At 74.4% G+C, this 21,834-nt stretch carries 19 protein-coding genes; 3 read left to right on the top strand and 16 right to left on the bottom strand.

What is annotated here, in order from left to right; genetic code table 11:
* Window positions 1-61: 61 nt before the first annotated feature.
* From BJ981_RS24970 to mraZ, 5 genes are all read right to left on the bottom strand, one after another.
* Window positions 62-1,579, bottom strand: coding sequence for a UDP-N-acetylmuramoyl-L-alanyl-D-glutamate--2,6-diaminopimelate ligase (locus BJ981_RS24970; RefSeq protein ID WP_184616389.1), 1,518 nt, complete (start codon window positions 1,577-1,579; stop codon window positions 62-64).
* 37 nt (window positions 1,580-1,616) lie between these two features.
* Entirely contained in the window at window positions 1,617-3,386 is a 1,770-nt protein-coding gene (locus BJ981_RS24965; RefSeq protein ID WP_184616388.1) for a peptidoglycan D,D-transpeptidase FtsI family protein, read from the bottom strand.
* A 635-nt stretch (window positions 3,387-4,021) separates the two neighbouring features.
* The gene (gene ftsL, locus BJ981_RS24960) at window positions 4,022-4,552 is read right to left on the bottom strand and encodes a cell division protein FtsL (RefSeq protein WP_184614286.1); all 531 of its coding nucleotides are present in this window, start codon (window positions 4,550-4,552) and stop codon (window positions 4,022-4,024) included.
* Entirely contained in the window at window positions 4,549-5,532 is a 984-nt protein-coding gene (rsmH, locus tag BJ981_RS24955) for a 16S rRNA (cytosine(1402)-N(4))-methyltransferase RsmH (protein WP_184614284.1), read from the bottom strand. The genes ftsL and rsmH overlap by 4 nt, the downstream gene beginning before the upstream one ends.
* Before the next feature lie 292 nt (window positions 5,533-5,824).
* Complete coding sequence (mraZ, locus tag BJ981_RS24950) at window positions 5,825-6,256, bottom strand: division/cell wall cluster transcriptional repressor MraZ (RefSeq protein WP_184614282.1); 432 nt, start codon at window positions 6,254-6,256, stop codon at window positions 5,825-5,827.
* Window positions 6,257-6,758: 502 nt separating this feature from the next.
* Between mraZ and BJ981_RS24945 the strand changes: the two genes are divergently transcribed.
* From BJ981_RS24945 to BJ981_RS24935, 3 genes are read left to right on the top strand one after another with little or no spacing between them, the layout of a single operon-like run.
* A complete protein-coding gene (locus tag BJ981_RS24945; RefSeq protein WP_372437207.1) occupies window positions 6,759-7,760 on the top strand; it encodes an AAA family ATPase in 1,002 nt (333 codons plus the stop codon).
* A complete protein-coding gene (locus BJ981_RS24940) occupies window positions 7,757-9,040 on the top strand; it encodes a DUF58 domain-containing protein (RefSeq protein WP_184614280.1) in 1,284 nt (427 codons plus the stop codon). Before BJ981_RS24945 ends, BJ981_RS24940 begins: the two co-directional genes overlap by 4 nt.
* On the top strand, window positions 9,037-11,526 hold the full coding sequence (locus tag BJ981_RS24935) for a transglutaminase TgpA family protein (RefSeq protein WP_184614278.1): 2,490 nt from the start codon (window positions 9,037-9,039) through the stop codon (window positions 11,524-11,526). The genes BJ981_RS24940 and BJ981_RS24935 overlap by 4 nt, the downstream gene beginning before the upstream one ends.
* Window positions 11,527-11,802: 276 nt before the next feature.
* On the opposite strand, the gene BJ981_RS24930 is transcribed toward BJ981_RS24935, so the two are convergent.
* From BJ981_RS24930 to BJ981_RS24880, 11 genes are all read right to left on the bottom strand, one after another.
* Entirely contained in the window at window positions 11,803-12,195 is a 393-nt protein-coding gene (locus BJ981_RS24930; RefSeq protein ID WP_184614276.1) for an SCO2097 family morphological protein, read from the bottom strand.
* A 147-nt stretch (window positions 12,196-12,342) separates the two neighbouring features.
* Window positions 12,343-13,599: a DNA polymerase IV gene (locus BJ981_RS24925; protein ID WP_184614274.1), complete on the bottom strand. Its 1,257-nt coding sequence runs from the start codon at window positions 13,597-13,599 to the stop codon at window positions 12,343-12,345.
* A gap of 56 nt (window positions 13,600-13,655) precedes the next feature.
* The gene (locus BJ981_RS24920) at window positions 13,656-14,417 is read right to left on the bottom strand and encodes a class I SAM-dependent methyltransferase (protein ID WP_184614272.1); all 762 of its coding nucleotides are present in this window, start codon (window positions 14,415-14,417) and stop codon (window positions 13,656-13,658) included.
* A 111-nt stretch (window positions 14,418-14,528) separates the two neighbouring features.
* Window positions 14,529-14,939: a transcription antitermination factor NusB gene (gene nusB / locus BJ981_RS24915; protein WP_184614271.1), complete on the bottom strand. Its 411-nt coding sequence runs from the start codon at window positions 14,937-14,939 to the stop codon at window positions 14,529-14,531.
* Window positions 14,940-15,500 carry an elongation factor P gene (efp, locus tag BJ981_RS24910; RefSeq protein WP_184614269.1) on the bottom strand — a complete coding sequence of 187 codons (561 nt, stop codon included), beginning with the start codon at window positions 15,498-15,500 and terminating at the stop codon, window positions 14,940-14,942.
* 54 nt (window positions 15,501-15,554) lie between these two features.
* The gene (locus BJ981_RS24905; RefSeq protein ID WP_184614266.1) at window positions 15,555-16,604 is read right to left on the bottom strand and encodes a M24 family metallopeptidase; all 1,050 of its coding nucleotides are present in this window, start codon (window positions 16,602-16,604) and stop codon (window positions 15,555-15,557) included.
* A gap of 42 nt (window positions 16,605-16,646) precedes the next feature.
* Window positions 16,647-17,687, bottom strand: coding sequence for an LLM class F420-dependent oxidoreductase (locus BJ981_RS24900; protein ID WP_184614264.1), 1,041 nt, complete (start codon window positions 17,685-17,687; stop codon window positions 16,647-16,649).
* A gap of 121 nt (window positions 17,688-17,808) precedes the next feature.
* Window positions 17,809-18,420 (bottom strand): nucleotidyltransferase family protein, encoded by a 612-nt coding sequence (locus BJ981_RS24895; protein ID WP_184614262.1) that lies wholly within the window; start codon window positions 18,418-18,420, stop codon window positions 17,809-17,811.
* A gap of 31 nt (window positions 18,421-18,451) precedes the next feature.
* Window positions 18,452-19,600, bottom strand: coding sequence for an XdhC family protein (locus tag BJ981_RS24890; RefSeq protein ID WP_184614260.1), 1,149 nt, complete (start codon window positions 19,598-19,600; stop codon window positions 18,452-18,454).
* Window positions 19,593-20,774, bottom strand: a complete 1,182-nt coding sequence (locus tag BJ981_RS24885) for a vWA domain-containing protein (protein ID WP_184614258.1) — start codon at window positions 20,772-20,774, stop codon at window positions 19,593-19,595. The genes BJ981_RS24890 and BJ981_RS24885 overlap by 8 nt, the downstream gene beginning before the upstream one ends.
* Window positions 20,767-21,666 (bottom strand): AAA family ATPase, encoded by a 900-nt coding sequence (locus BJ981_RS24880; RefSeq protein WP_239139760.1) that lies wholly within the window; start codon window positions 21,664-21,666, stop codon window positions 20,767-20,769. The genes BJ981_RS24885 and BJ981_RS24880 overlap by 8 nt, the downstream gene beginning before the upstream one ends.
* Window positions 21,667-21,834 lie beyond the last annotated feature (168 nt).

The raw sequence follows: 21,834 nt of genomic DNA, 5'->3' as shown, positions 1-21,834 counted from the left end.
GCCGGCGACCGGCCGGCGCGACCGGGGCGCCACGCGCCTCAGCCTCGCACAACACCGCAGCTCACATTCGCTCACGTCTGCCGATCGCCTCTGCGACCACCTGCCTGTCGTCGAACGGCAGCACTTCGCCGGCGACGTACTGACCCTGCTCGTGGCCCTTGCCCGCGACCACGACGACATCACCCGGCCGCGCGCGGCCGATCGCGAGGCCGATCGCGGCGGCGCGGTCCGGTTCCATGATCACATGGGCGCGGTCGCGCCCGGGCACCCGCAGGACGCCCTGGAGCATCTCGAAGAGGATGCGCACCGGGTCCTCCGAGCGGGGGTTGTCACTCGTGAGGACGGCCACGTCGGCGAGACGGGCCGCGGCCTCCCCCATCATCGGGCGCTTGCCCCGGTCACGGTCGCCGCCGCAGCCGAGGACGATGATCAGCTCGCCCGAGGTCACCTCGCGCAGCGCGCGCAGCACCGACTCGACGGCGCCGGGCTTGTGGGAGTAGTCGACGATCGCCTGGAAGCCCTGAGCGCCCGGGACGCGCTCCATGCGCCCGGGCACGCCGGTGACCGTGCCCACGCCGTGCACGGCCGTCTGCAGCGGCACGCCGGCCTCCACGAGCGCGACCAGCGCGCCCAGGGTGTTGGCGACGTTGAACGGGCCGGGCAGCGCCACCGACACGTCGGCCTCGACGCCGCCGGGGCCGACCACGCGGAAGGTGCTGCCGTCCGCGCCGAGGCGGACGTCGCGGGCCCGCCAGTCGGCCTCGGCCGCGCCGGCGGCCGAGAACGTCGTGACCGGGATCTTGGCCAGGCCCACCAGCTCGCGGCCGTGGGGGTCGTCGATGTTGACCACGCCCACCCGCGACAGCTCGGGGGTGAACAGGCGGGCCTTGGCCCTGAAGTAGTCGTCCAGGTCGCGGTGGAAGTCCAGGTGGTCCTGGGAGAGGTTGGTGAACAGCGCCACGTCGTAGCGGGTGCCGTCCACCCTGCCGAGGGCCAGGGCGTGGCTGGAGACCTCCATGGCCGCCGCCGTGACCCCCTGCTCGCGCATGAGCGCGAACAGGCCCTGCAGGTCGCTGGCCTCGGGGGTGGTCAGGGTGGGGGTGAAGCGCAGGTCGCCCACGCGGATCTCGACGCCGCCGACCAGGCCGGCGCGGTGCCCGGCGGCCCGCAGGCCGCCCTCCAGCAGGAAGCTGGTGGTGGACTTGCCGCTGGTGCCGGTCACGCCGAGCAGCAGCAGCCCTTCTGAGGGCCGCTCGTACACCCAGGCGGCGACCGTGCCGAGCACCGCGCGCGGGTCGGGCACCACCAGGACGGGCAGGCCGGAGGCGACGGCGTCGCGCTCGCCCGCGGGGTCGGTCAGGACCGCGGCGGCGCCGGCCTCCGCGGCCGCGCGCGCGAAGGCCGCGCCGTGGACGCTCGTGCCGCGCACCGCGACGTACAGGTCGCCGGGCCTGACCTGACGGGAGTCGATGGTGACGCCGGTGACGGCGGCGAGGGGCGCTCGGGGGCCGCCGGAGGGCGCGCCGAGCAGGGCCGCGAGGCCGGACAACGGTCGGACCTGGCCGGCGGCGGGACGCATGGACGGGGGACGCACGGGCGAGAGCGTACCTTCCCCGTCAGCCGTCGGCGCTCAACCGCACCGGGGGGGCGGTCGTGCCGGTCGGCGGGATCTTGCGGCTCTTCAACGCGAACGTCATGACTTCCTTGAACACGGGTGCGGCGATTTCCCCGCCGAAGTGGCTGCCGTTCTTGGGCGCCTGGAGGACGGCCAGGGCCACCAGACGCGGCGCGTCTGCGGGAGTGAACCCCACAAAGGTAGCGGTATAGCCGCAATACCCTCGGCAGTTCTCGTCGTATCGCATCGCGGTGCCGGTTTTACCCGCCACTCGGTATCCCTTGATGGCGGCCAGCGACCCGGTGCTGCCGTCGGCGCTGACCGCGGCCTCCAGCATCCGCGCGATGTCCTTGGCGCTGCGCCGGCTCACCACGCGGGTCTGCTTCGGGGCCTTGGCCGGCACGAACCTGTCGTGCTGGTCGACCGTGCCCGCGACGATCTGCGGCGTGATCCGCACCCCGTCGTTGGCGATGGTCTGGTACACGCTGGCCATCTGCAGGGCCGTCACCGAGACGCCCTGGCCGAAGGCGATCGTGCAGCGCTGGCTGCCCGACCAGGTGTCGGCCTTGGGCAGCAGCCCGACCTCCTCGCCGTAGAACCCCGCGCCGCTCTTGGCGCCGAAGCCGAAGCCGCGCAGCATGTTGTACAGCGTCTCGTCGCCGACCCGCTCGGCGGCCATCAGCGTGCCCACGTTGCTGGACTCGGCCATGATGCCGGTGAAGGTCAGCCGCTCCGGCGGGTGCGGGTGCGCGTCGCTGAGCACGCGGTCGGCGCACTGGTACTTGTCCTTGACCTCGAACACGGTCTCGGGCCGCACCGCGCCCGTCTCCAGGGCGGCGGCGGCCGTGATGACCTTGTTGGTGCTGCCGGGCTCGAACACCTCCGACACCGCGCGGTTGCCCCAGTCGGCGGGCGACACCGACTCCCACTTGTTGAGGTCGACCTCAGGCGCGTTGGCCATGGCGACCACCTGGCCGGTGCGGACGTCCATGACGATCACGCTGCCGCTGCGGGCGCCGGTGGCCTTGACCTGCCGGGCGATGGCCTGCTGGGCGGCCCACTGGACGTCGCGGTCGATGGTCAGCCGCAGGCCCTGCCCGGCTACCGGCTCCACCCGCGTGCTGCGGGTCATGGGGATGCGCTGGCCCGCGCCGCCGACCTCGACGGTCTGCTTGCCGTCCTTGCCGCTGAGCAGCTTGTCGTAGGCCTGCTCGAACCCGGTCAGGCCGCCCCCCTCGTCGCCGACGAACCCGACCAGCCCGCCGGCGAGGTCGTCGCCGGGGTAGAGCCGCTGGTACGTCGGATCCGCGGACAGGCTGGGGATCTTGGCGCCGCCCACCTTGAGGTCGAGGACGTTCTTGGCCACGCCGATGGGCACGTCGCGGGCCAGCAGCGCGTAGTGGGTCCGCTGGGTCGCGAGCTTGGCCACGAGATCGTCCTTGGGCACGCCCAGCGGCGGCGCCAGCGCCGCCGCGACCTGCTCGCGCTGCTGAGGGGGCACCTTGGTGGGGTCGATGGAGATCTTGCGGGCCTCGACGGTGATGGCGAGCGGGTGGCCGTTGACGTCGCTGATCGTGCCGCGGCGCGCGGGCAGCGGGTCGTCGTGGACGCGCAGCTTGGCGGCCTTGGCCTCGAAGACCTTGGAGTCCAGCCCCTGGAGCTGGACCAGGCGCCCCGCGAACAGCGAGAGCACCACCGCCATGCCCATCAGGCCGATGTTGATGCGCCGGCGCGGGTTGCCGAGCCGCAGCGGCGCCGCCGGGCGCGACATCCACGAGCGAAGGGACGGGATGCGGAGGTAGTACCCGTCGCCCGGGCCGTCACGGAACCGATCGGCGAACCGGCCGGCGAAGCGCTCGCCGAACCGGCCGCCGTCCCCGTCTCCGCGTCCGTCTCCCTGCCCGTCGCGGCGGTCGCCCGGCGGCCGGCGTCCGGACGGTCGCCCCGCGCCGCCGGGACGGCGGGGCGGCTCGCCCGGGGGACGGCGCTGGCCACGCCCGTCGCCGACCACGCGGCGCGGCGCGGGGACCGTCGTCTCGGCGTCGCCGCGCCTGCCCTGCGCCCCGGAACGCGGGTGGCGCCCCTGCGCGCCCGCCCGGCCGTCGCCGTCCGGCCCGCCCCGGCCCTCGGGGCGGGGACGTCCGGGGGAACCCTGGCGGCCGTCGCCTTCCTTGGGCGATCGGCCGGAGGCCCCGGCGCGCGGGTCGCCGTCCTGGCGGGGCCGTCCGGTGGGGCCGGGGCGTCCGTCGCCCTCGGACCTGCCGGGGCGTCCCTCGCCCTCGGGGCGGCCGGGACGGCCGCGCCGGGGGCCGCCGGGACCGCCGGAGCCACCAGGACCGCCGCGGGCGCCGCCGGAGCCGCCGCGCCCGCCGCGGCCGGGCCCCGGAGGACGGCCGCCGCCTTCTCTCACGGAACCGGGACCTCCACCTGCGACTGCCCGCCCACGACGCTGCCCCCGGGGACGTCCAGGATCTCGGGGGCCGAGTTGTCCGGCCTGACGCCGCGCTTGCGCGCCTCGTCGGCGACCGCGCCGGGCTGGGAGCGCCGCAGCAGCTCCTTGTTCAGGTCCTGGGCCTGCTCGTGCAGCTCGCGCGTGCTGTCGCGCAGGTCGCTCACCCGGAAGGAGTCCTGCGCGAGCACGGTGTTGAGCAGCAGCAGCGTGACCAGGCCCCCGCACAGCAGGCCGACGACCAGCAGCACGAACGGCGTGCGCGGGGCGTGGCGCGGCCGGGCGGCGGCCGGGCGGCGCGCGGCGGCGGGCGCCGGGCTCGCGGGCGCGGGGCCGCGGCGCGCCGGGCGCGACGGCACGGCCCTGCGCGGGGCGCGGGCGGGCCGGGACGGCGGCGCGGCGACACCCCGCGCGCGCACGGGCCTGTCGTCGACGGCGGTCGCCGTGCCTCCGCCGGTCTCGGTGGTGTGCTCCTCGTCGTTTCTCATTCCGGCTCCCGGATTCTCTCTGCGGCCCGCAGCCGGGCCGAGGCCGCGCGCGGGTTGCGCGCGATCTCGTCCTCGTCCGGGACCTCCGCCCCTCTGGTCACCGAGCGGAACCTCGGCGCGTGCGCCGGCAGGGGGACGGGGAGCCCCGGAGGGCTCGTGTCCCTGGTCCGCTCGGCGATGATCTGCTTGCTCAGCCGGTCCTCCAGCGAGTGGTACGAAAGGACGACCACCCGCCCTCCGACCGTCAGGGCGTCGAGCGCGGCGGGGAGGGCGCCCTCGAAGGCGCTCAGCTCTCCGTTCACCTCGATGCGCAGTGCTTGGAACGTTCTCTTGGCGGGGTTCCCGCCGGTGCGGCGGGTCGCGGCCGGGATCGCCTCACGGACGATCTCCGCGAGCCGCTTGGTGGACGCGATGGGCCCGGCGGCGCGCTGCCTGACGATGAGGCGCGCGACGCGGGAGGCGAAGCGCTCCTCTCCGTAGTCGCGCAGGATGCGGGTGAGCTCGCCCTCGGAGTAGGTGTTCACGACGATGTGCGCCGTGAGCTCCTGCTCGGAGTCCATGCGCATGTCCAGCGGGGCGTCGTAGGAGTAGGCGAAGCCGCGCCCGGCCTCGTCGAGCTGGGGAGAGGAGACGCCGAGGTCGAACAGCACGCCGTCGACCCTCGGGTGCCCGGTGCGCGCGAGCACGCCGGGCAGTTCGTCGGAGACGGCCCGCACCAGGGTGGCGCGCCCGGCGTAGGGCGCGAGGCGGGCGGTGGAGCGCGCGATGGCGTCGGGGTCGCGGTCGATGCCGACCAGGTGGAGGCCGGGGTGCGCGGCGAGCAGCGCCTCGGCGTGCCCCCCGAGACCGAGGTTGGCGTCGACCAGCACGGCGCCGGGCCTGTCCAGGGCCGGTGCCAGCAGTTCGAGGACACGGCGCAGCATCACCGGGACGTGACCGCCCGGCTCGCCGTGAACTCCGGCATGCTCGTCGACATGCATGATGAAACCCCCTCTTGCCGCCATGACCGTGTCGGTGGACCCCCGGGACACGGACCTTGCTCGCGGATGCGCGGCCTGTCGTGCGTCTTCTCGCCGGTTCTCACCCCACCCTGGTGACGGCTCGCCCGGCCAGGTCCCCATCCGCGTCCCCTGCCGACGCGCCGTCACCTGACACCGGGGAAGGTGCATCAGCTGACGGCGGCGCCGTGGTGCCCGCGCGAACGTGCCGGGCTCCTCGGGAGCGGGTGGAGACCTCGCCGAACGACGTCTTTCACCGACGAGTCGACCGTTGTCAAAGGATCCCTGGCAGCACCTCCTCCGAGAGATCGGAGAAAGCCTGCTCTTGGGCGGCCAGGTAGGTGTCCCAGGCCGCGGCGTCCCAGATCTCCAGCCGGGTGTTCGCCCCGATGACGGCGCAGTCCCGGCGGAGGCCCGCGTACTCGCGCAGGCCCTGGGGAATGGTGATCCGCCCTTGTTTGTCGGGCGTCTCGTCGGAGGCGCCGGCGAAAAGGACGCGACTGTAATCGCGGACGGCCTTGGCGGTCACGGGTGCGGTACGCAGCGCCTCGGTGATGCGCTGGAACTCCTCCACGGGAAACACGTAGAGGCACCGCTCCTGGCCCTTGGTGATCACAAGACCCTCCGCCAGCTCCTCACGGTACTTCGCCGGCAGGAACAGTCGTCCTTTCTCATCCAGACGCGGGTGATGGGTGCCGAGAAACACCGGCCCCACCTCCCGTGCCACATGGAACGACTGACGCCATGGCCCCAGCCCCTCCACTGCGCACCACCATACTCCACTTCTCCCCACCGTCAACTGATCCAAACAACTTCAGCGCGCCAATTCGCCGACATTTCCGCAGGTCAGAGCAGGTGGAGCAGAGTGGGGCGCCCTGAGGGGGCGCGCGTGCGCACGGGCGTGTCGGAATCGCCCCCTTGACACCGTCCGGGCGGGCATGCCGCACCTGTCTGGGCGATCGTGCGGCGGGAGGGCCGCGGGTGGGGGAAAGTGGGGGGATCTCGCAGCCGAATGTCACGGGATTCGGACACCGGCGGGACGGCACCGCGACCACCGGCCAGAACACTTGGGGCCAGTTCTCCCGGAATATCACGGAACGTCGCCTGGAAACTCCCCGCATCATAGTGTCGGTACACAGAATGAAGAAGAACGGCAAAGCCCCCGCAATACCACCCCGCGTGGGCTACCACACCCTCATGGAGGCCCGGTGGGAGTGACCCACGATGTCGGACAGGAATTGGGGGGTCTGGTCGCGACGGCGCACCGGATCCGCGAGGCGATCGAATCGGTGATCGAGGGAAAGGGCGACGTCGTCCGTCTCACCCTCACCGTGATGCTGGCGGAGGGGCACCTCCTCATCGAGGACGTCCCCGGCGTCGGCAAGACCATGCTGGCCAAGGCACTCGCGCGGTCCATCGACTGCCCCGTGCGCCGCGTCCAGTTCACCCCGGACCTTCTCCCCAGCGACATCACGGGCGTCAGCGCCTTCAACCAGCAGTCGCGGGAGTTCGAGTTCAAGCCGGGGCCCGTCTTCGCCAACATCGTCGTGGGCGACGAGATCAACCGGGCCTCCCCCAAGACGCAGTCGGCCCTGCTGGAGTGCATGGAGGAGCACCAGGTCACCGTCGACGGCACGACCTACCGGCTCGACACGCCCTTCATGGTCATCGCGACCCAGAACCCCATCGAGATGGAGGGCACCTACCCCCTCCCCGAGGCCCAGCGCGACCGCTTCACGGCGCGGATCGCCATGGGCTACCCCGAGCCGGCCGCCGAGCTGGAGATGCTGGACGTCCACGGGGCCTCCTCGCCGCTGGACAAGCTGCAACCCGTCGCCACGACCGCCGAGGTGCGCGCGCTGATCGACGCCGTGCGCGCCGTCTACGTCTCCCAGCCCATCAAGCGGTACGCCATCGACCTGGTGGCCGCCACCCGGCAGACCCGCGACCTGCGCCTGGGCGCCTCGCCCCGCGCCACGCTCCACCTGGTGCGGGCGGCCAGGGCGCACGCCGCGCTGTCGGGCCGCGACTACGTCATCCCCGACGACCTGCAGGACCTGGCCGTCCCTGTCCTCGCCCACCGTCTTCTCCCGAGCCTGGAGGCCCAGGGCCAGCGCCTGCGGCCCGAACACGTCATGGCCGACCTCCTGCGCCGCGTCCCCGTGCCCGAGAGCCGGGAAAGGGGGGCGGGCGGGGCGGCGCCGCGGTGATCGCCGGTCTCAGGGCGCTGACCTCGCGCGGCCGCTCCTTCCTCGCCTCGGGCGTGGCCGCGCTGCTGTGCGCGGTGGCGCTCGGCGAGCACGACCTGCTGCGGGTCAGCGTGCTCGTCATCGCGCTCCCGCTCCTGTCGGCGATGGTGGTCGCCCGCACCCGCTACCGGCTGAGCTGCGCCCGCAGGCTCTACCCGGCCCGCGTGCCCGTCGGCACCGACAGCACCGTGACCCTGCGGCTGGAGAACGTCACCCGGCTGCCCACCGGCCTGCTCCTCATCGAGGACACCGTCCCCTACGCCGTCGGCACCCGTCCCCGGTTCGTCCTGGACCGGGTCGAGTCGCAGGGCGTCCGCGAGATCGACTACAAGGTGCGCTCCGACCTGCGCGGCAGGTTCCCGATCGGGCCGCTGTCGGTGCGCATCGCCGACCCGTTCGGCCTGGTGGAGCTCACCCGGGGGTTCGCGGCCACCGACACCCTCACGGTGGTGCCGGAGGTCGTGCCGCTCCCCCACGTCAGGCTCTCGGGCGAGTGGACCGGCGGCGGCGACAGCCGCACGGCCAGCGTGGCCGCGGCCGGGGACGACGACGTCGGCCCGCGCGAGTACCGCCAGGGCGACGACCTGCGGCGCGTCCACTGGCGCTCGACCGCCCGCTACGGCGAGCTGATGGTGCGCCGCGAGGAGCAGCAGCGGCAGAGCAGGGGCGCCCTGCTGCTGGACACCCGCAGGCACGCCCACCGCGGCGAGGGACCGCGCTCGTCCTTCGAGGTCGCGGTGTCGGCCGCCGCCTCGATCGGCGCACACCTGGCCCATGACGGTCTCGGCCTGCGGCTGGTCACCGACCAGGGCGCCCAGCACCTCGCCGACGCCTCCGGCGGCCACGGGCTGCTGGACGCGCTCGCGGTCGTGCGCCAGAGCACCGCGCGGTCCCTGGAGTCCGGCGTCGCGGCGCTGCGCCAGGGCGGCGGCGACGGGCTCATCGTGGCCGTGCTCGGCGACCTGGACCCCGAGGAGGCCAGGGCGCTCGCCCGCCTGCGGCACGGCGGGGTCACCGGCGTGGCCGTGCTGCTGGACGTGCGCGGCTGGCAGCAGACCCCGGCGCACCACACCGCCGAGAACGAGCCCTACGAACTGGCGCGCGCCGTGCTCGCCGGCGCGGGGTGGCGGGTCGTGCGCCTGCCCGCGGGCACCTCGATCGCCGCGGTCTGGCAGGAGGCCGCCCAGAACAGCCGGTTCGCCGGGCCGGTCGGCACCATCACCTCAGGAGACGCGGCATGAGACTCCCGATCGCCGCGGCGCTGGCCACGGCCGCGGTGTCGCTCACCCTCTATCCCCTGTTCCGCGAGGGCGACTGGTTCTGGACCGGCATGGGGGCGATCCTGGTCGTCGGCGCCGTGTCGGTCCTCACCACCCGGCCCGCGGTGCCGCGCTGGCTCGGCCCCCCGCTCGGCCTGCTGATGCTCGGCCTCTACCTGAACATGGTGTTCGCCGCCGACCACTCCTGGGGGCGGGTCGTCCCGACCGCCGAGTCCCTGGTCGCGCTGGCCGGCCTGCTGGGCGAGGGATTCGCCGACATCCAGCGGTACGCCGCCCCGGTGCCGGCCAACCCGGGCATCACGCTGCTCACCGCCGGGGGCGTCGGCCTGATCGCGCTGGCGGTGGACCTGCTCGCCGTGCGGCTGCGCCGCGCGGCGCCGGCGGGGCTGCCGCTGCTGGCCCTGTTCACCGTGCCCGCGGCGGTGATGACCGAGCCCCTCGGGTGGCCGGCGTTCATCCTCGGCGCGCTCGGGTACGTGGGCCTGCTCGCCGCGGACGGGCGCGAGCGGCTCAGCACCTGGGGCCGGGCCGTCCTCGTGCGCAGGACGCGCGCCGCCGCCGCGACCGCCAAGCCCGACAGCACGCCGATCTCCCTGTCGGGCAAGCGCATCGGCATCGCCGCCATCGCGCTGGCCGTCGGCGTGCCCGCGCTCATGCCCACCCTGGCGCCCAACCCCCTGTTCGGGTTCGGCGTCGGCTCGGGCACCGGCGCGGGCGGCAACACGATCGAGATCCCCGACCCGATCGCGAACCTGCGCGGCCGGCTCACCCAGCCCGGCAACGCGACCGTCCTCACCTACACCAACAGCGACAACACCGCCCGCTACCTGCGGATGTACTCGCTGGACATCTTCGACGGGCGGCGGTGGACGATGTCGCAGCCCAAGGGCCGCCCCGAGAACAGCGTGGCGGAGGGCGCGCTGCCCGCGCCGCCCGGCCTGGCCCCCGACGTGCCGGTGAAGCAGGTGACCACCCGGCTCAAGGTGAGCGACGCGGTGGAGGGGCTCAGCTTCCTGCCGCTGCCCTACCCCGCGACCACGGTCCAGGTGGACGGCGACTGGCGCGCCGACGAGTCGACGCTCATGGTCTTCTCCACGCGCGACACCGCGGGCGGCCAGGAGTACGAGGTCGGCCAGCGCGAGCCGCGGCCGACCCCCGAGCTGCTGGCGGACCTGGCGGCGAGCCCGGACCCCGAGGTCGACGCCCGGTACCTGCGGCTCCCCGACGACATGCCCCCGGAGATCACGCTCACCGCGCACGGCCTGGTCGCGGACACCGACAGCCCGTACGAGGCGGCCGTCAAGCTGCAGAACTGGTTCACCAACACGGGCGGGTTCACCTACAGCCTGCGCACCCAGGGCAACGGCAGCGACGCGCTGGTGGACTTCCTGCGGAACAAGACCGGCTACTGCGAGCAGTTCGCCGCGGCGATGGCGGTCATGGCGCGGGTGCTCGGCGTGCCCGCCCGGGTCGCGATCGGCTACACCGGCGGCACCTTCTCGGACGGCGTCTGGCAGGTCCGCACGCACGACCTGCACGCCTGGCCGGAGCTGTACTTCGAGGGCGCGGGCTGGCTGCGCTTCGAGCCGACGCCCTCGGGCGGGCTCGGCCAGGCCACGGCCAGGGTCCCGGACTACTCGCGCCCGCCCGTCACGACCGGCGGCCCCGACTCCACGAGCACCGCGCCGACGGCCGGGCCCGAGAGCGGCGACCCGGAGACCTCCTCGGCGCCGCGGCGCGCCGTCCGCGACCCGGACGCGAACCTTCCCCAGGGCTCGGTGGACGCGGAGACCGGCTCGCCGGTCCCCGCCATGATCGGGATCGGGCTGGCGGTCCTGCTGCTCATCCTGCTCGTCCCCGCCGCCTGGCGGGCCGCCACCCGGTACCGGCGTGAGCACGTGCGGGCCCGCGCGGGGTCCGGCGTCACGGCGGCCGGCGTCCCGATGGTCACCGGGGGCGGGGCCGAGGTCTCCTCCGGAGATGGACGGGTCGCGCGCGCGGTGCACGGCACGTGGCGCGAGCTGATCGACACCCTGCACGACCTCGGCCTCGGGTACGAGCTCAGCGAGACGCCCCGCGCGCTGGCGCGCAGGCTGGCCGAGCGGCACGAGCTGGACGCGGACGCCGCGGCGGCCGTGGCCAGGATCGCCTCGGCCGAGGAACGGCTGCGGTACGCGCGCACGCCGGGCGAGATCCCGCCCCTGACCGCGGACCTGCGGGTCGTGCGGCGGGCGCTGCGGCGGGCCGTGCCGCGCGGGCGGCGGCTGCGCGCGACGCTGATGCCGGCCTCGACGCTGATGCGGGTGCGCCGGGCGGGCGCGGCGATGCTGGACGGCTTCGACCGCCTGGAGAACATCCGCCTGTGGCCGCGCCGCCGTCACCAGGACGCGGCGGGCGGGCCGGAGCCGGCGGAGGAGACCCGGGTGCTCACCGGCTCGCGCCGCTGAGAGCAGGGGCCCCGGCCCTGCGGCCACCCGGGACGTCGCCGGCCCGGGGTGGCCGGGCCGGGACCGGGACGTGACGAGGCCCGGGCCGTGAGCTCTGGAAGGGGATTCCAGGGGTCACGGCCCGGGCCTCGTCACGCCGCGAGGTCGCACCGCCCGTGGGGGGCGTCACCGCGAGGTCGAGCCGTCGGATGTCCCGGCGAGGTCGTCAAGGGCCGGCGCGCGGGCACGGCGCCGGGATCCGCCGGTGGCCGTGCGGTCCCGCGCCCCGCCGCGAGGTCAGCGCTCGTCGCTCCTGCGGCGCCAGCGTTCCTCCATGCGTTCCATGAATCCCTGCCGGGACCCGCGGCGCCGCTCGGGCCGGCCGTGGCCGCCCTGCGCCCTGGCGTCGCCGCCGAGCCCGTTCATACGCTTCCAACTGGACAGACCCCACAAACACGCGGCGAGCATGACCACGAAGCCGCCCACACCGAGTGGGATGATCGGTGCCACGACGCCGACCATCAGCAGGACGACACCGAGGACGAAGCCGATGGAGGCTTTCACAAGGCGGCGTTTGTAATGGTTGCGTGGATCACTGATCCGAACGGTGTTGGCCCACTTCGGGTCCTCGCTATAGAGGGCCTGCTCGATCTGGTCGAGCAGGCGCTGCTCGTGCTCAGAGAGCGGCACGGCGCCTCCCAAGGACGGCCCCTTGACGGGGAAGACGGCAACGGGCACCACAGGGTGTCCGGACCTCGCGGTCGGTTATCCCCAGAATACGAGGCTGTAGACGTAGGCGAAAGAAAACGTCCAACGTAGACCAAACCGGAGGTGACGTCATAGATCCGATCCATCGAACGGAGGGCGGACGAGCGAGGCCGGGCGCACGGCCTCGGGACCGAAGCGCCGGGCGGCCCTGTCCATCGCCATTTCGGCCTCCCGCCAGCCTGTTTCGCGTTCGCCGAGCCCGAGCTGGCGGGTCGCCGCGGCCGCGGGACGCAGGTTCTCCACCCGCACGCCGACCAGACGGAGCCGCACGCGCTCCAGCCCGGCCGCCGCGAACAGCTCACAGGCAGTGGCATATATCTCTTTCGCCACATCAGTAGCCTCACGCAGCGTACGCGAACGGGTGATGGTGGTGAAGTCGGAACGGCGCAGCTTGACGCTCACCGTGCGCCCGATGTGACCGGCCGCGCGCAGCCGCGCGGCCACGCGCTCGGAGAGCCGCAGCAGCTCGCGGCGGACGGCCTCGGGGTCGTCCACGTCGTGGGAGAAGGTCTCCTCGGCGCCGATGCTCTTGTCGGGGGCGTGCGGGGTGACGCGGCGGTCGTCGCGGCCCCACGCCAGGGCGGCCAGATGGTCCCCCACGGCCCCGAGCTCGCGCCGCAGCGTCGCGGGCGGCACCTGGGCCAGATCGCCCACGGTGTTGATGCCGAGCCGGACCAGGGCCTGCTCCGTGCGCTCCCCCACGCCCCACAGGGCCGCGACGGGCAGGGGGTGGAGGAACTCCACCACGCCGTCGGCGGGGACCACCAGGAGGCCGTCCGGCTTGCAGTGGCGCGAGGCGAGCTTGGCGACGAACTTGCTGCTCGCCACGCCGACCGAGCAGGTGATGCCGTGGCGCTCGGCGACCTCGGCGCGGATGCGGGCGGCTATGGCCGCCGGAGACCCCAGCCTGCGCAGCGCCCCGCGCACGTCGAGGAACGCCTCGTCGGAGGAGATCGGCTCGACCTCGGGGGTGACCGCGTAGAAGATCTCCATCACGCTCTTGGAGACCTCGGAGTACTTGCCGTGGCTCGGCGGGATCACCACGGCCTGCGGGCAGAGGCGGCGGGCGCGGGTCATCGGCATCGCCGAGTGGACGCCGAACCGTCTGGCCTCGTAGGTGGCGCTGAGCACCACGCCGCGGGCGCCCGCCGCACCGATGATCACCGGGGTGCCCTTGAGCTCGGGACGCTCCAGCAGCTCGACGCTGGCGTAGAAGGCGTCCATGTCGACGTGCAGGATCGGGCACCCGGTGTCGTCGGCCGGCGGCGCCTGGGCCGGGGGGCGCCTCCGCCCCGGCTCGGGCCGCAGAACCTGCTTGCGCGACACACCTCGATCCTACCCGAACACGCGTTCTAGCCGCCGGGCGGCACGCCGTGACGTGGTCAGCGCCGGGCGAGGACGTGGAGCTGGGTGGCGATGTCGCGCAGCACGGGGTGGGCGGCGGCGGCCTGCTCCAGCGCCACCAGCGCGCGGGCCGCGCCGGGCTCGCCGTCGAGCAGGCGGCCCGGCACCAGGTCGGCGAAGACGCGCACGCCCCTGACCTCGCCGGGCGCGAACCCCGCGGCCGACAGCAGGCCGGCCAGCGCCGCGCCGCCGAACCTGCGCGGCGTCGGGTCCTGGTCGCCCCAGCGGCCCGAGGGGTCGGACAGGGCCTGGCGCGCCTCGTCGAAGTGGCCGGCGAGCGAACGGTGGATCGCGGTCGCGACCGGGTTGGCCGCGAGGACGCTGATCAGCCCGCCCGGCCGCAGCAGGCCCGCGACGGCGGCCAGCGCCCCGGCGGGGTCCTCGACGTACTCGAGGACGCTGTGGCACAGCACCAGGTCGGCGCAGCCGGGGTCCAGCACGTGGCGCAGGTCGGCGGTGTCGCCCTGGATGCCCTTGACCGCCACCCCCGCCTCGGCGGCCCGGCGCTCCAGGGCGGCCAGGGAGTCGGGGCTGGGGTCCACCACGGTGACGGCGTGGCCGAGCCCGGCCAGCGGCACGGCGAAGCCGCCCGTGCCGCCCCCGGCGTCGACGATGTCGAGCCGCTCGCGCCCGGTCGCGTCCGCCAGTCCGGCGAGCGCGGCGCGCAGGGCCTCCCAGACCACGGCGGTGCGCACCGCCGGGGTGGCGGCCGCCTGGCGTGTGGGGCCTTCGGTGGGCACGTTCAGCTCGCCTCCTCGCGAGGACGCCGATCGGAACCTCGATCGGGGACGTCGGTAGGGGCCCAGCCTACCCGCGGCCGACGGCCCCCCACGCGCGGGAGGCGGCGCGCCCTACAGGACGAGGGACGGCTTGAGCTGCTTGAACCGGGCCAGCAGGCCGTTGACGAACTGCGGCGACTCGTCGGTGGAGAGCTCGGAGGCCAGGTGCACCCACTCGCTGATGACCACGGCCTCCGGGACGTCGGGCATCCACAGCAGTTCGTAGGTGCCGGCGCGCAGCAGGTTGCGGTCCACGGCGGGCATGCGGTCGAGGGTCCAGCCCTCGGAGTAGGTGGAGATCAGCTCGTCGACGCGGGCGCGGTGCCGGTCCACGCCCTCGACCAGGGCCGAGGTGTACTCGTTGACCGGCGGCTCGGCCCGCTCGACGCGCTCGGCGAGCACCTTGGTCGCCCGCTCGCTCCGCAGTTCCGCCTCGAAGAGGATGTCCAGTGCGCGCCTGCGCGCCTTTCCCCGCGCGGACACTCAGGCCCGGCCGAGGTACTCGCCGGTGCGAGTGTCGACCTTGACCTTCTCACCCGTGGTGATGAAGAGAGGGACCTTGATCTCGGCGCCGGTCTCCAGCGTGGCGGGCTTGGTGCCGCCGGTGGAGCGGTCGCCCTGCAGACCCGGCTCGGTCTGGGCGATGGTCAGCTCGACGGCGGCGGGAAGCTCGACGTACAGGACGTTGCCGTCGTTGATCGCCACCGTGGCGAGGCCGTTCTCCAGCAGGTAGTTGGCCGCGTCGCCGACCGTGGGACGCGGGACGTTCAGCATGTCGTAGGTCTCGGTGTCCATGAACACGAACTCGTCGCCGTCGAGGTAGGAGAACTGCATCTCGCGCTTGTCGACGTTGGCCACCTCGACCTTGACGCCCGCGTTGAAGGTCTTGTCCACGACCTTGCCCGAGAGCACGTTCTTCAGCTTGGTGCGGACGAAGGCGCCGCCCTTACCGGGCTTGACGTGCTGGAACTCCACCACGCTCCACAGCTCGCCGCCGTCGAGCCTGAGCACAAGGCCGGTCTTGAGGTCGTTGGTCGTCGCCACTCGTAATCTCCTGCGTCGTGATGGTCACGCTGAGCTCGGCCGCTTTCCCGCCCGTCACAGGACCAGCAGTTCCTTGGTCGTCCGGGTGAGGAGTTCCGGGCCGCCGGCACGCGTGACGAGAGTGTCCTCGATCCGGACGCCGCCCCTGCCCGGCAGGTAGACACCGGGCTCGACGGTGATCGGAACTCGATCCTCAAGTCTACCGGCACCCGTGGAACGCAGGAACGGATCCTCGTGGATCTCCAGGCCGACGCCGTGGCCGAGCCCGTGCCCGAAGTGCTCGCCGTGCCCGGCCGCCTCGATGAGCCCGCGCGCCGCCCCGTCCACCTCGGCGATGTCCGCGCCGGGGGCCAGGGCCTCGCGCCCGGCGCGCTGCGCGCGCAGGACCAGCTCGTACAGGTCGCGCTGCCAGGCGGCGGGCTCGCCCACGGCGACCGTCCGGGTCATGTCGGCGTGGTAGCCCTGGTACAGGGCGCCGAAGTCCATGGTGACCAGGTCGCCGCGCTCGATGGGACGAGCGGTGGGCGCGTGGTGGGGCACCGAGCCGTTGGGGCCGCTCGCCACGATGGTGTCGAAGGCGGGCCGGTCGGCGCCGAGCTCGCCCATGCGGGCCTCCAGCGCGCGGGCCAGCTCCCGCTCGGTCGTGCCGGGCGCGATCGCGGGCAGGACGTCGGCGAACGCCTGGTCGGTCAGCTCGCAGGCGACGCGCAGCGCGTCGATCTCGCTCTCGTCCTTGACCACCCGCAGCGCCTCCACCGGCCGGTCCAGGGGGACGAGGTCGCCGCCGAGGCGCCGGTACAGGGCCACTGACATGTCGTGCGCCTCGATGCCGGGCCGGGCGGCCATCCCGGCCAGGGAGCCGGCCACGTCGCGCCGCTCGACGACCTCGACGCCGGCGCAGTGGCGGCGCGCGGTCTCGATGTACCGGGAGTCGGTGGCGAGGACGGCCGAGGCGTCCGCCCGCACGAGCACCGCGGCGTTCGAGCTGGCCAGCCCGGTCAGGTAGCGCACGTTGACGCCGCGGGTGACCAGCAGGGCGTCCACGTCGTGCCCGGCCAGCAGCGCGGCGAGCCGGGTGCGCCGCGTGTGGTGAATGGCGGTCATGTCCGAGACTGTACGGCCTCGCCCGTCATATCCCGCCGGGGATCAGGCGGCGATGTCGCGGATCTTCTCGACGAGCCGGACGCGCTCCTCGTGGGTGGCGGCGAGCGGGGCGACGTTGAGCGTGGTGACCCCGGACTCCTTCAGCGCGGCGACGCGTTCCCTGACGAAGCCCTCGGGGCCGACGAGCGACATCTTCTCCAGTAGCTCTCTCGGCACCGCCGCCGCGGCCTCGTCCTTCTTGCCGTCCAGGTAGAGGTCCTGGATGAGCCGGGCCTCCTTCTCGTAGCCGTAGCGGCGGGCCAGGTCGTTGTAGAAGTTCCTGCCCCTGGCGCCCATGCCGCCGATGTAGAGCGCGGCCATGGGGCGGCCGAGCTCGAGCAGGTCCCCCGCGTCCTCGCCGATGGCGAGGGCGGCCTGGGCGATGACGTCCAGCTCGCCGAGGTCGCCTGAGCGCCGGGCCGTGCCCGCCTTCAGCGACGGGCCCCACACCTCGGCGGCCTTCTCGGGGACGTAGAAGATCGGCTCCCAGCCCTCGGCCAGCTCGGCGGTCAGCTCGACGTTCTTCGGGCCGATGGCGGCGAGCACGATGGGGATGCGCGGGCGCACCGGGTGGTTGATCAGCTTGAGCGGCTTGCCGAGCCCGGTGCCCTGGCCGGGGGGCAGCGGCAGCGTGTAGTGCGCGCCCTCGTAGGTGAGCCGCTCGCGCCGCCAGACCTTGCGGCAGATCTCGATCACCTCGCGGGTGCGGCCGAGCGGCGCGGTGTAGGGCACGCCGTGGAAGCCCTCGACGACCTGCGGCCCGGAGGCGCCGAGGCCGAGCACGAAGCGGCCGTCGGAGACGTAGTCCATGCCGGCGGCGGTCATGGCGAGCAGGGAGGGGGTGCGCGAGTAGATCGGCAGGATGCCCGAGGCGATCTGGACGCGCCGGGTGCGGGCGGCGATGTAGCCCATCTGGCTCACGGCGTCGAAGCCGTAGGCCTCGGCGACGAAGACGATGTCGAGCCCGGCGCTCTCGTAGTCCGCCAGCTCGGCCACCGTCTCCTTGAAGCCACCCGCGTAGTTGAGCGCCATGCCCACGCGCATGTCGAGTCCCCTCGCCAAAGAAACCGAATGATGTTCCAGTCACGGACAGGCTACCGAGTCCCCCGGCGGCGGGAAAGCCCGGCGCGCGCGGCGTCTCCCGCCCGGCCGCCGCTGCCGCCCCTCAGGGCCGGTCGCGGCCGTCCGGCGCGACCGGCGGCCGCGGCACGGCGGTGAGGCGCTCCAGGTCGGCCACGGTGTCGATGTCGGCCGGGTCCCCGGCGTCGTCGCAGGGCACGGGCGTGACCAGTTCGGGATGGGCGCGCAGGAAGGGGCGCGCGCCCGCGTCCCCGGCGGCGAGCCTCAGGACCTCGCCGAAGTGCTCGCGGCCGATCAGCACCGGGTTGCGCGGCGCGCCGCCGTAGGTGGCGACCGCCACCGCCGCGCCCGCCGCCCGCGCCACGATCAGCCGGCGCACGGCCTCGGCGCGGACCAGCGGCTGGTCGGCCAGGGCCACCACGACCGCGTCCGCGGCGGGCGGGAGCGCGTCGAGCCCGGCGCGCAGCGAGGACGCCATGCCGGTGCGCCAGTCGGGATTGCGGACGGCGACGGCCCCGCCGACCCGCACCTCGGCCGCGCCGAGCACCACGACGACCGGATGGCAGCCGCCCTCGCGCAGCAGGCGCGCCCCGCGGTCGGCCAGCCGCTCCCCCTGGAACTCCAGCAGCGCCTTGGGCGTGCCGAGCCGCGTCCCCGCCCCCGCGGCCAGCAACAGCCCGGCGCACGGCCCGCTCATCCGCCGCCCCCCGTGCCGGGATCTGCCATGCTCATCCGCCGCCCCGCGTGCCGGGACCGGTCGCGCCCGTGTCGTGCCCGCCGTCCGCCGGGCCGTGGATGCGGCCGGTGGTGTCGCTGAGCGCGCGGCCCGAGCCGCCCCAGCGGAGCTGTATCAGCTCGGCGGCGATGGACACGGCGGTCTCCTCAGGGGTGCGCGCCCCGAGGTCCAGCCCGATCGGGGAGCGCAGCCGGGCCAGCTCGTCCGCGGTGAGGCCCGCCTCGCGCAGCCGGGCCAGGCGGTCCTCGTGGGTGCGGCGCGACCCCATCGCGCCGACGTACCCGGCCTCGGTGCGCAGCGCGACCTCCAGCAGGGGGACGTCGAACTTCGGGTCGTGGGTGAGCACGCAGATCACCGTGCGGGCGTCGACGTGGGCGGTGGAGAGGTAGTCGTGCGGCCACTTGACGACGACCTCGTCCGCCTCGGGGAAGCGCTTGGCCGTGGCGAACACCGGGCGGGCGTCGCACACCACGACGTGGTAGCCGAGGAACCTGCCGATCCTGGCGACGGCGGCGGCGAAGTCGATGGCCCCGAAGACGAGCATGCGCGGCGGCGGGGCGAAGGAGTGGACGAAGACCGGCAGCTCGTCCAGACGCCGCTCGCCGCGCGTCCCGTACCTGCGCACGGACGTGAGCCCCTGGGCGAGCATGCCGCGGGCGTCGTCGTCCACGGCGGCGTCGAGCCGGGCGGGCCCGAGCGAGCCGGAGGCGCGGCCGGGCCACACCACCCGGCGCGCGCCCCGCCGCCGGGGGCCGGGCAGGACGGTGGCGACGGCCACCGGCTCGTGGCGGCGCACCGAGGCCGCGATCTCGCCGAGCTCGGGGAAGTCGTCCTTGGACACAGGCTCGACGAGGATGTCGATGATCCCGCCGCAGGTGAGCCCGACCGAGAAGGCGTCGTCGTCGCTGACCCCGTACCGCTGGAGCACCGGGCGCCCTCCGGCGGCGACCTCGCGCGACAGCTCGTACACCGCGCCCTCGACGCAGCCGCCGGACACGCTGCCGACGGCCTCGTCCCCGAGGACGGCCATGGACGCGCCGGGCGGCCGGGGCGCGCTGCGGAAGGTGTCCACGACGGTGGCCACCCCGAACCGCTCCCCCGCCTCCCACCAGCGCACGATCTGGGAGAGCACGTCACGCATGCGACAGCCTTTCCGCGAGCTCCTCGAAGGCGGCCAGGCTGTGCCCGGCGACGAACGCCCCGACGTAGGGCAGCGCGGCGCGCATGCCGCCGGTCAGCGGCTGGTACCCCTCGTGCCCTTTGTGGGGGTTCGCCCACACGACCCGATAGGCGAGGCGGGACAGCCGGGCCATCTGCCGGCCGAGCAGGGACGGGTCGCCGCGCTCCCAGCCGTCCGAGGCGATCACGACGATGGCGCCCCTGGCCGTGGAGCCGGCGTCGAGGAACCGCTTGAGCTCCTCGCCCAGCCGGGTGCCGCCGCGCCAGTCGGGGACGGCGGCCGAGACCTCGCGCATGGCCGCGCCGGGGTCGCGGTGGCGCAGCGCGGGGGTGATCCGGGTGAGCCGGGTGCCGACGCTGAACACCTCGGTGGCGCGCGGCTCGCACCGCACCAGCGCGTGGGCGAACCGCAGCAGCGTGTCGGCGTAGGGGGCCATGGAGCCGCTGACGTCGACCAGCAGCACGACGCGGCGGGGCCGCACCCGGCGCGACCTGCGGCGCAGGCGGGCGATCTCGCCGCCCCTGCGCAGGGTCTCGCGCATCGTGCGGCGCGGGTCGAGCCTGCCCCGAGGGGAGGATGCGAACCGGCGGGAGCGGCGCGGCTCCCTGCGGGCGCGCAGCAGCCCGATCATGCGGTGCACCTCGGCCAGCTCGGCGGGGGTCATGCGGGCGACGTCGCGGTGCCTGAGCACCTCGGCCCAGGCCGCCGTGGCCGCCAGGGCCTCGCGGGAGGCGTCGCCGGAGGGGCCGTCGCCGTCCAGGGCCATCGTGTGGCGGACGACGGTGACCACGGGGGCCGGGCGGCCCGGCCCGGGGCGCTCGCCACCGAAGTAGGCGGCGAAGCAGCGGTCGTAGCGGGGCAGGTCGTCGGGGCCGGCGCACATGGTGAGGCGGCCGGCCCAGTAGACGGCCGCGCGGTCGGCGGCGCCCAGGTGGGCGGCGGCGTCCAGCATGGCCTGGGTGCGCTCGTGGTCGGCGGGAACGCCCGCGGCGCGCAGGGTGCGGGCGAATCCGGTGACCGTCGCGGCCAGGGCGGCCGCGTCCCCGGTGCGCGCGGGGCTCGTGACGACCGTCCCGAAGGGACCGCCGCCGGGTGCCGGACGGGCGCCGGAGGGGGGACGGGCGGGGTCAGGCATGGCGGAGCAGTCCGTTCGTCAGGACGGTCTGCTGGTCCTCGCGGTACTTCAGCAGGGCGCCGAGCGTGGCGGCGGCCAGGCCCGGGTCCAGGTCGCGCGCGCCGAGCGTGAGAAGGGCGCCGGTCCAGTCGAGGGTCTCGGCGACGCCGGGCGGCTTGACCAGGCCGGCCGCGCGCAGGCGCCCGGCCGCGGCGGCGACCTGGGCGGCGAGCGCCTCGGTGCAGGCGGGCAGCCGCCGCAGGAGTATCGCCACCTCCCGCTCGAACGGAGGGTGCTCCAGCCAGTGGTACAGGCACCGGCGCTTCAGCGCGTCGTGGACGTCGCGGGTGCGGTTGGAGGTGACGACCACCACGGGCGGCTCGGCGGCCCGCACGGTGCCGAGCTCGGGGATGGAGATGCTGAAGTCGGAGAGGACCTCCAGCAGGAACGCCTCGAACTCGTCGTCGGCGCGGTCGATCTCGTCCACGAGCAGCACGGCGGGCCGGGTCTCCAGGGCCCTGAGCAGGGGACGGGCGATGAGGAACCTGCGGTCGTACAGCTCGCCCTCCAGGCGCGCGGCCTCGGCGGCCCCGGTGGCGCCCGTGGCCTCGGCGGCCTTGAGGTGCAGGAGCTGGCGGGCGAAGTCCCAGTCGTACAGGGCCTGCGCGGCGTCCAGGCCCTCGTAGCACTGCAGCCGGATCAGGGGCGCGCCGAGCACGGCGGCGAGGGTCTTGGCCAGCTCGGTCTTGCCGACGCCCGCCTCGCCCTCCAGGAACAGCGGCCTGCCCATCTTGAGCGCGAGGAAGCACGCGGTGGCCAGCCCCTCGCCGGCCAGATAGGCGTGGGCGTCGAGGAGCTCGGCGAGCGCGGCCGGGCCGCCGATCTCGGACGCCCGGCGTACCGGCTCCGTCACCGCGCCGGAAGCCGCATCAGAAGCTGCATCCGGCACCGCATCGGGCACCGCATCAGGAACCGCGCCCGAAGCCGCATCAGAACCTACATCCGGCACCGCATCGGGCACCGCATCAGGAACCGTGCCGGAAGCCGCATCGGCACCTGCATCCGGCATCGCATCGGGCAC

The sequence above is a fragment of the Sphaerisporangium krabiense genome (assembly GCF_014200435.1).
GTDB lineage: Bacteria > Actinomycetota > Actinomycetes > Streptosporangiales > Streptosporangiaceae > Sphaerisporangium > Sphaerisporangium krabiense.
This window is presented reverse-complemented; position numbering and strand designations above follow the sequence as displayed.

What these genes read in the sequence shown, in the direction of transcription:
- BJ981_RS24970 (WP_184616389.1), bottom strand. Translation starts at nt 1,579, where the DNA reads ATGCGTCCCGCCGCCGGCCAGGTCCGACCGTTGTCCGGCCTCGCGGCC.
- BJ981_RS24965 (WP_184616388.1), bottom strand. Translation starts at nt 3,386, where the DNA reads ATGTCGCGCCCGGCGGCGCCGCTGCGGCTCGGCAACCCGCGCCGGCGC.
- ftsL (WP_184614286.1), bottom strand. Translation starts at nt 4,552, where the DNA reads ATGAGAAACGACGAGGAGCACACCACCGAGACCGGCGGAGGCACGGCG.
- rsmH (WP_184614284.1), bottom strand. Translation starts at nt 5,532, where the DNA reads ATGCATGTCGACGAGCATGCCGGAGTTCACGGCGAGCCGGGCGGTCAC.
- BJ981_RS24935 (WP_184614278.1), top strand. Translation starts at nt 9,037, where the DNA reads ATGAGACTCCCGATCGCCGCGGCGCTGGCCACGGCCGCGGTGTCGCTC.
- BJ981_RS24905 (WP_184614266.1), bottom strand. Translation starts at nt 16,604, where the DNA reads ATGACCGCCATTCACCACACGCGGCGCACCCGGCTCGCCGCGCTGCTG.
- BJ981_RS24900 (WP_184614264.1), bottom strand. Translation starts at nt 17,687, where the DNA reads ATGCGCGTGGGCATGGCGCTCAACTACGCGGGTGGCTTCAAGGAGACG.
- BJ981_RS24895 (WP_184614262.1), bottom strand. Translation starts at nt 18,420, where the DNA reads ATGAGCGGGCCGTGCGCCGGGCTGTTGCTGGCCGCGGGGGCGGGGACG.
- BJ981_RS24890 (WP_184614260.1), bottom strand. Translation starts at nt 19,600, where the DNA reads ATGCGTGACGTGCTCTCCCAGATCGTGCGCTGGTGGGAGGCGGGGGAG.
- BJ981_RS24885 (WP_184614258.1), bottom strand. Translation starts at nt 20,774, where the DNA reads ATGCCTGACCCCGCCCGTCCCCCCTCCGGCGCCCGTCCGGCACCCGGC.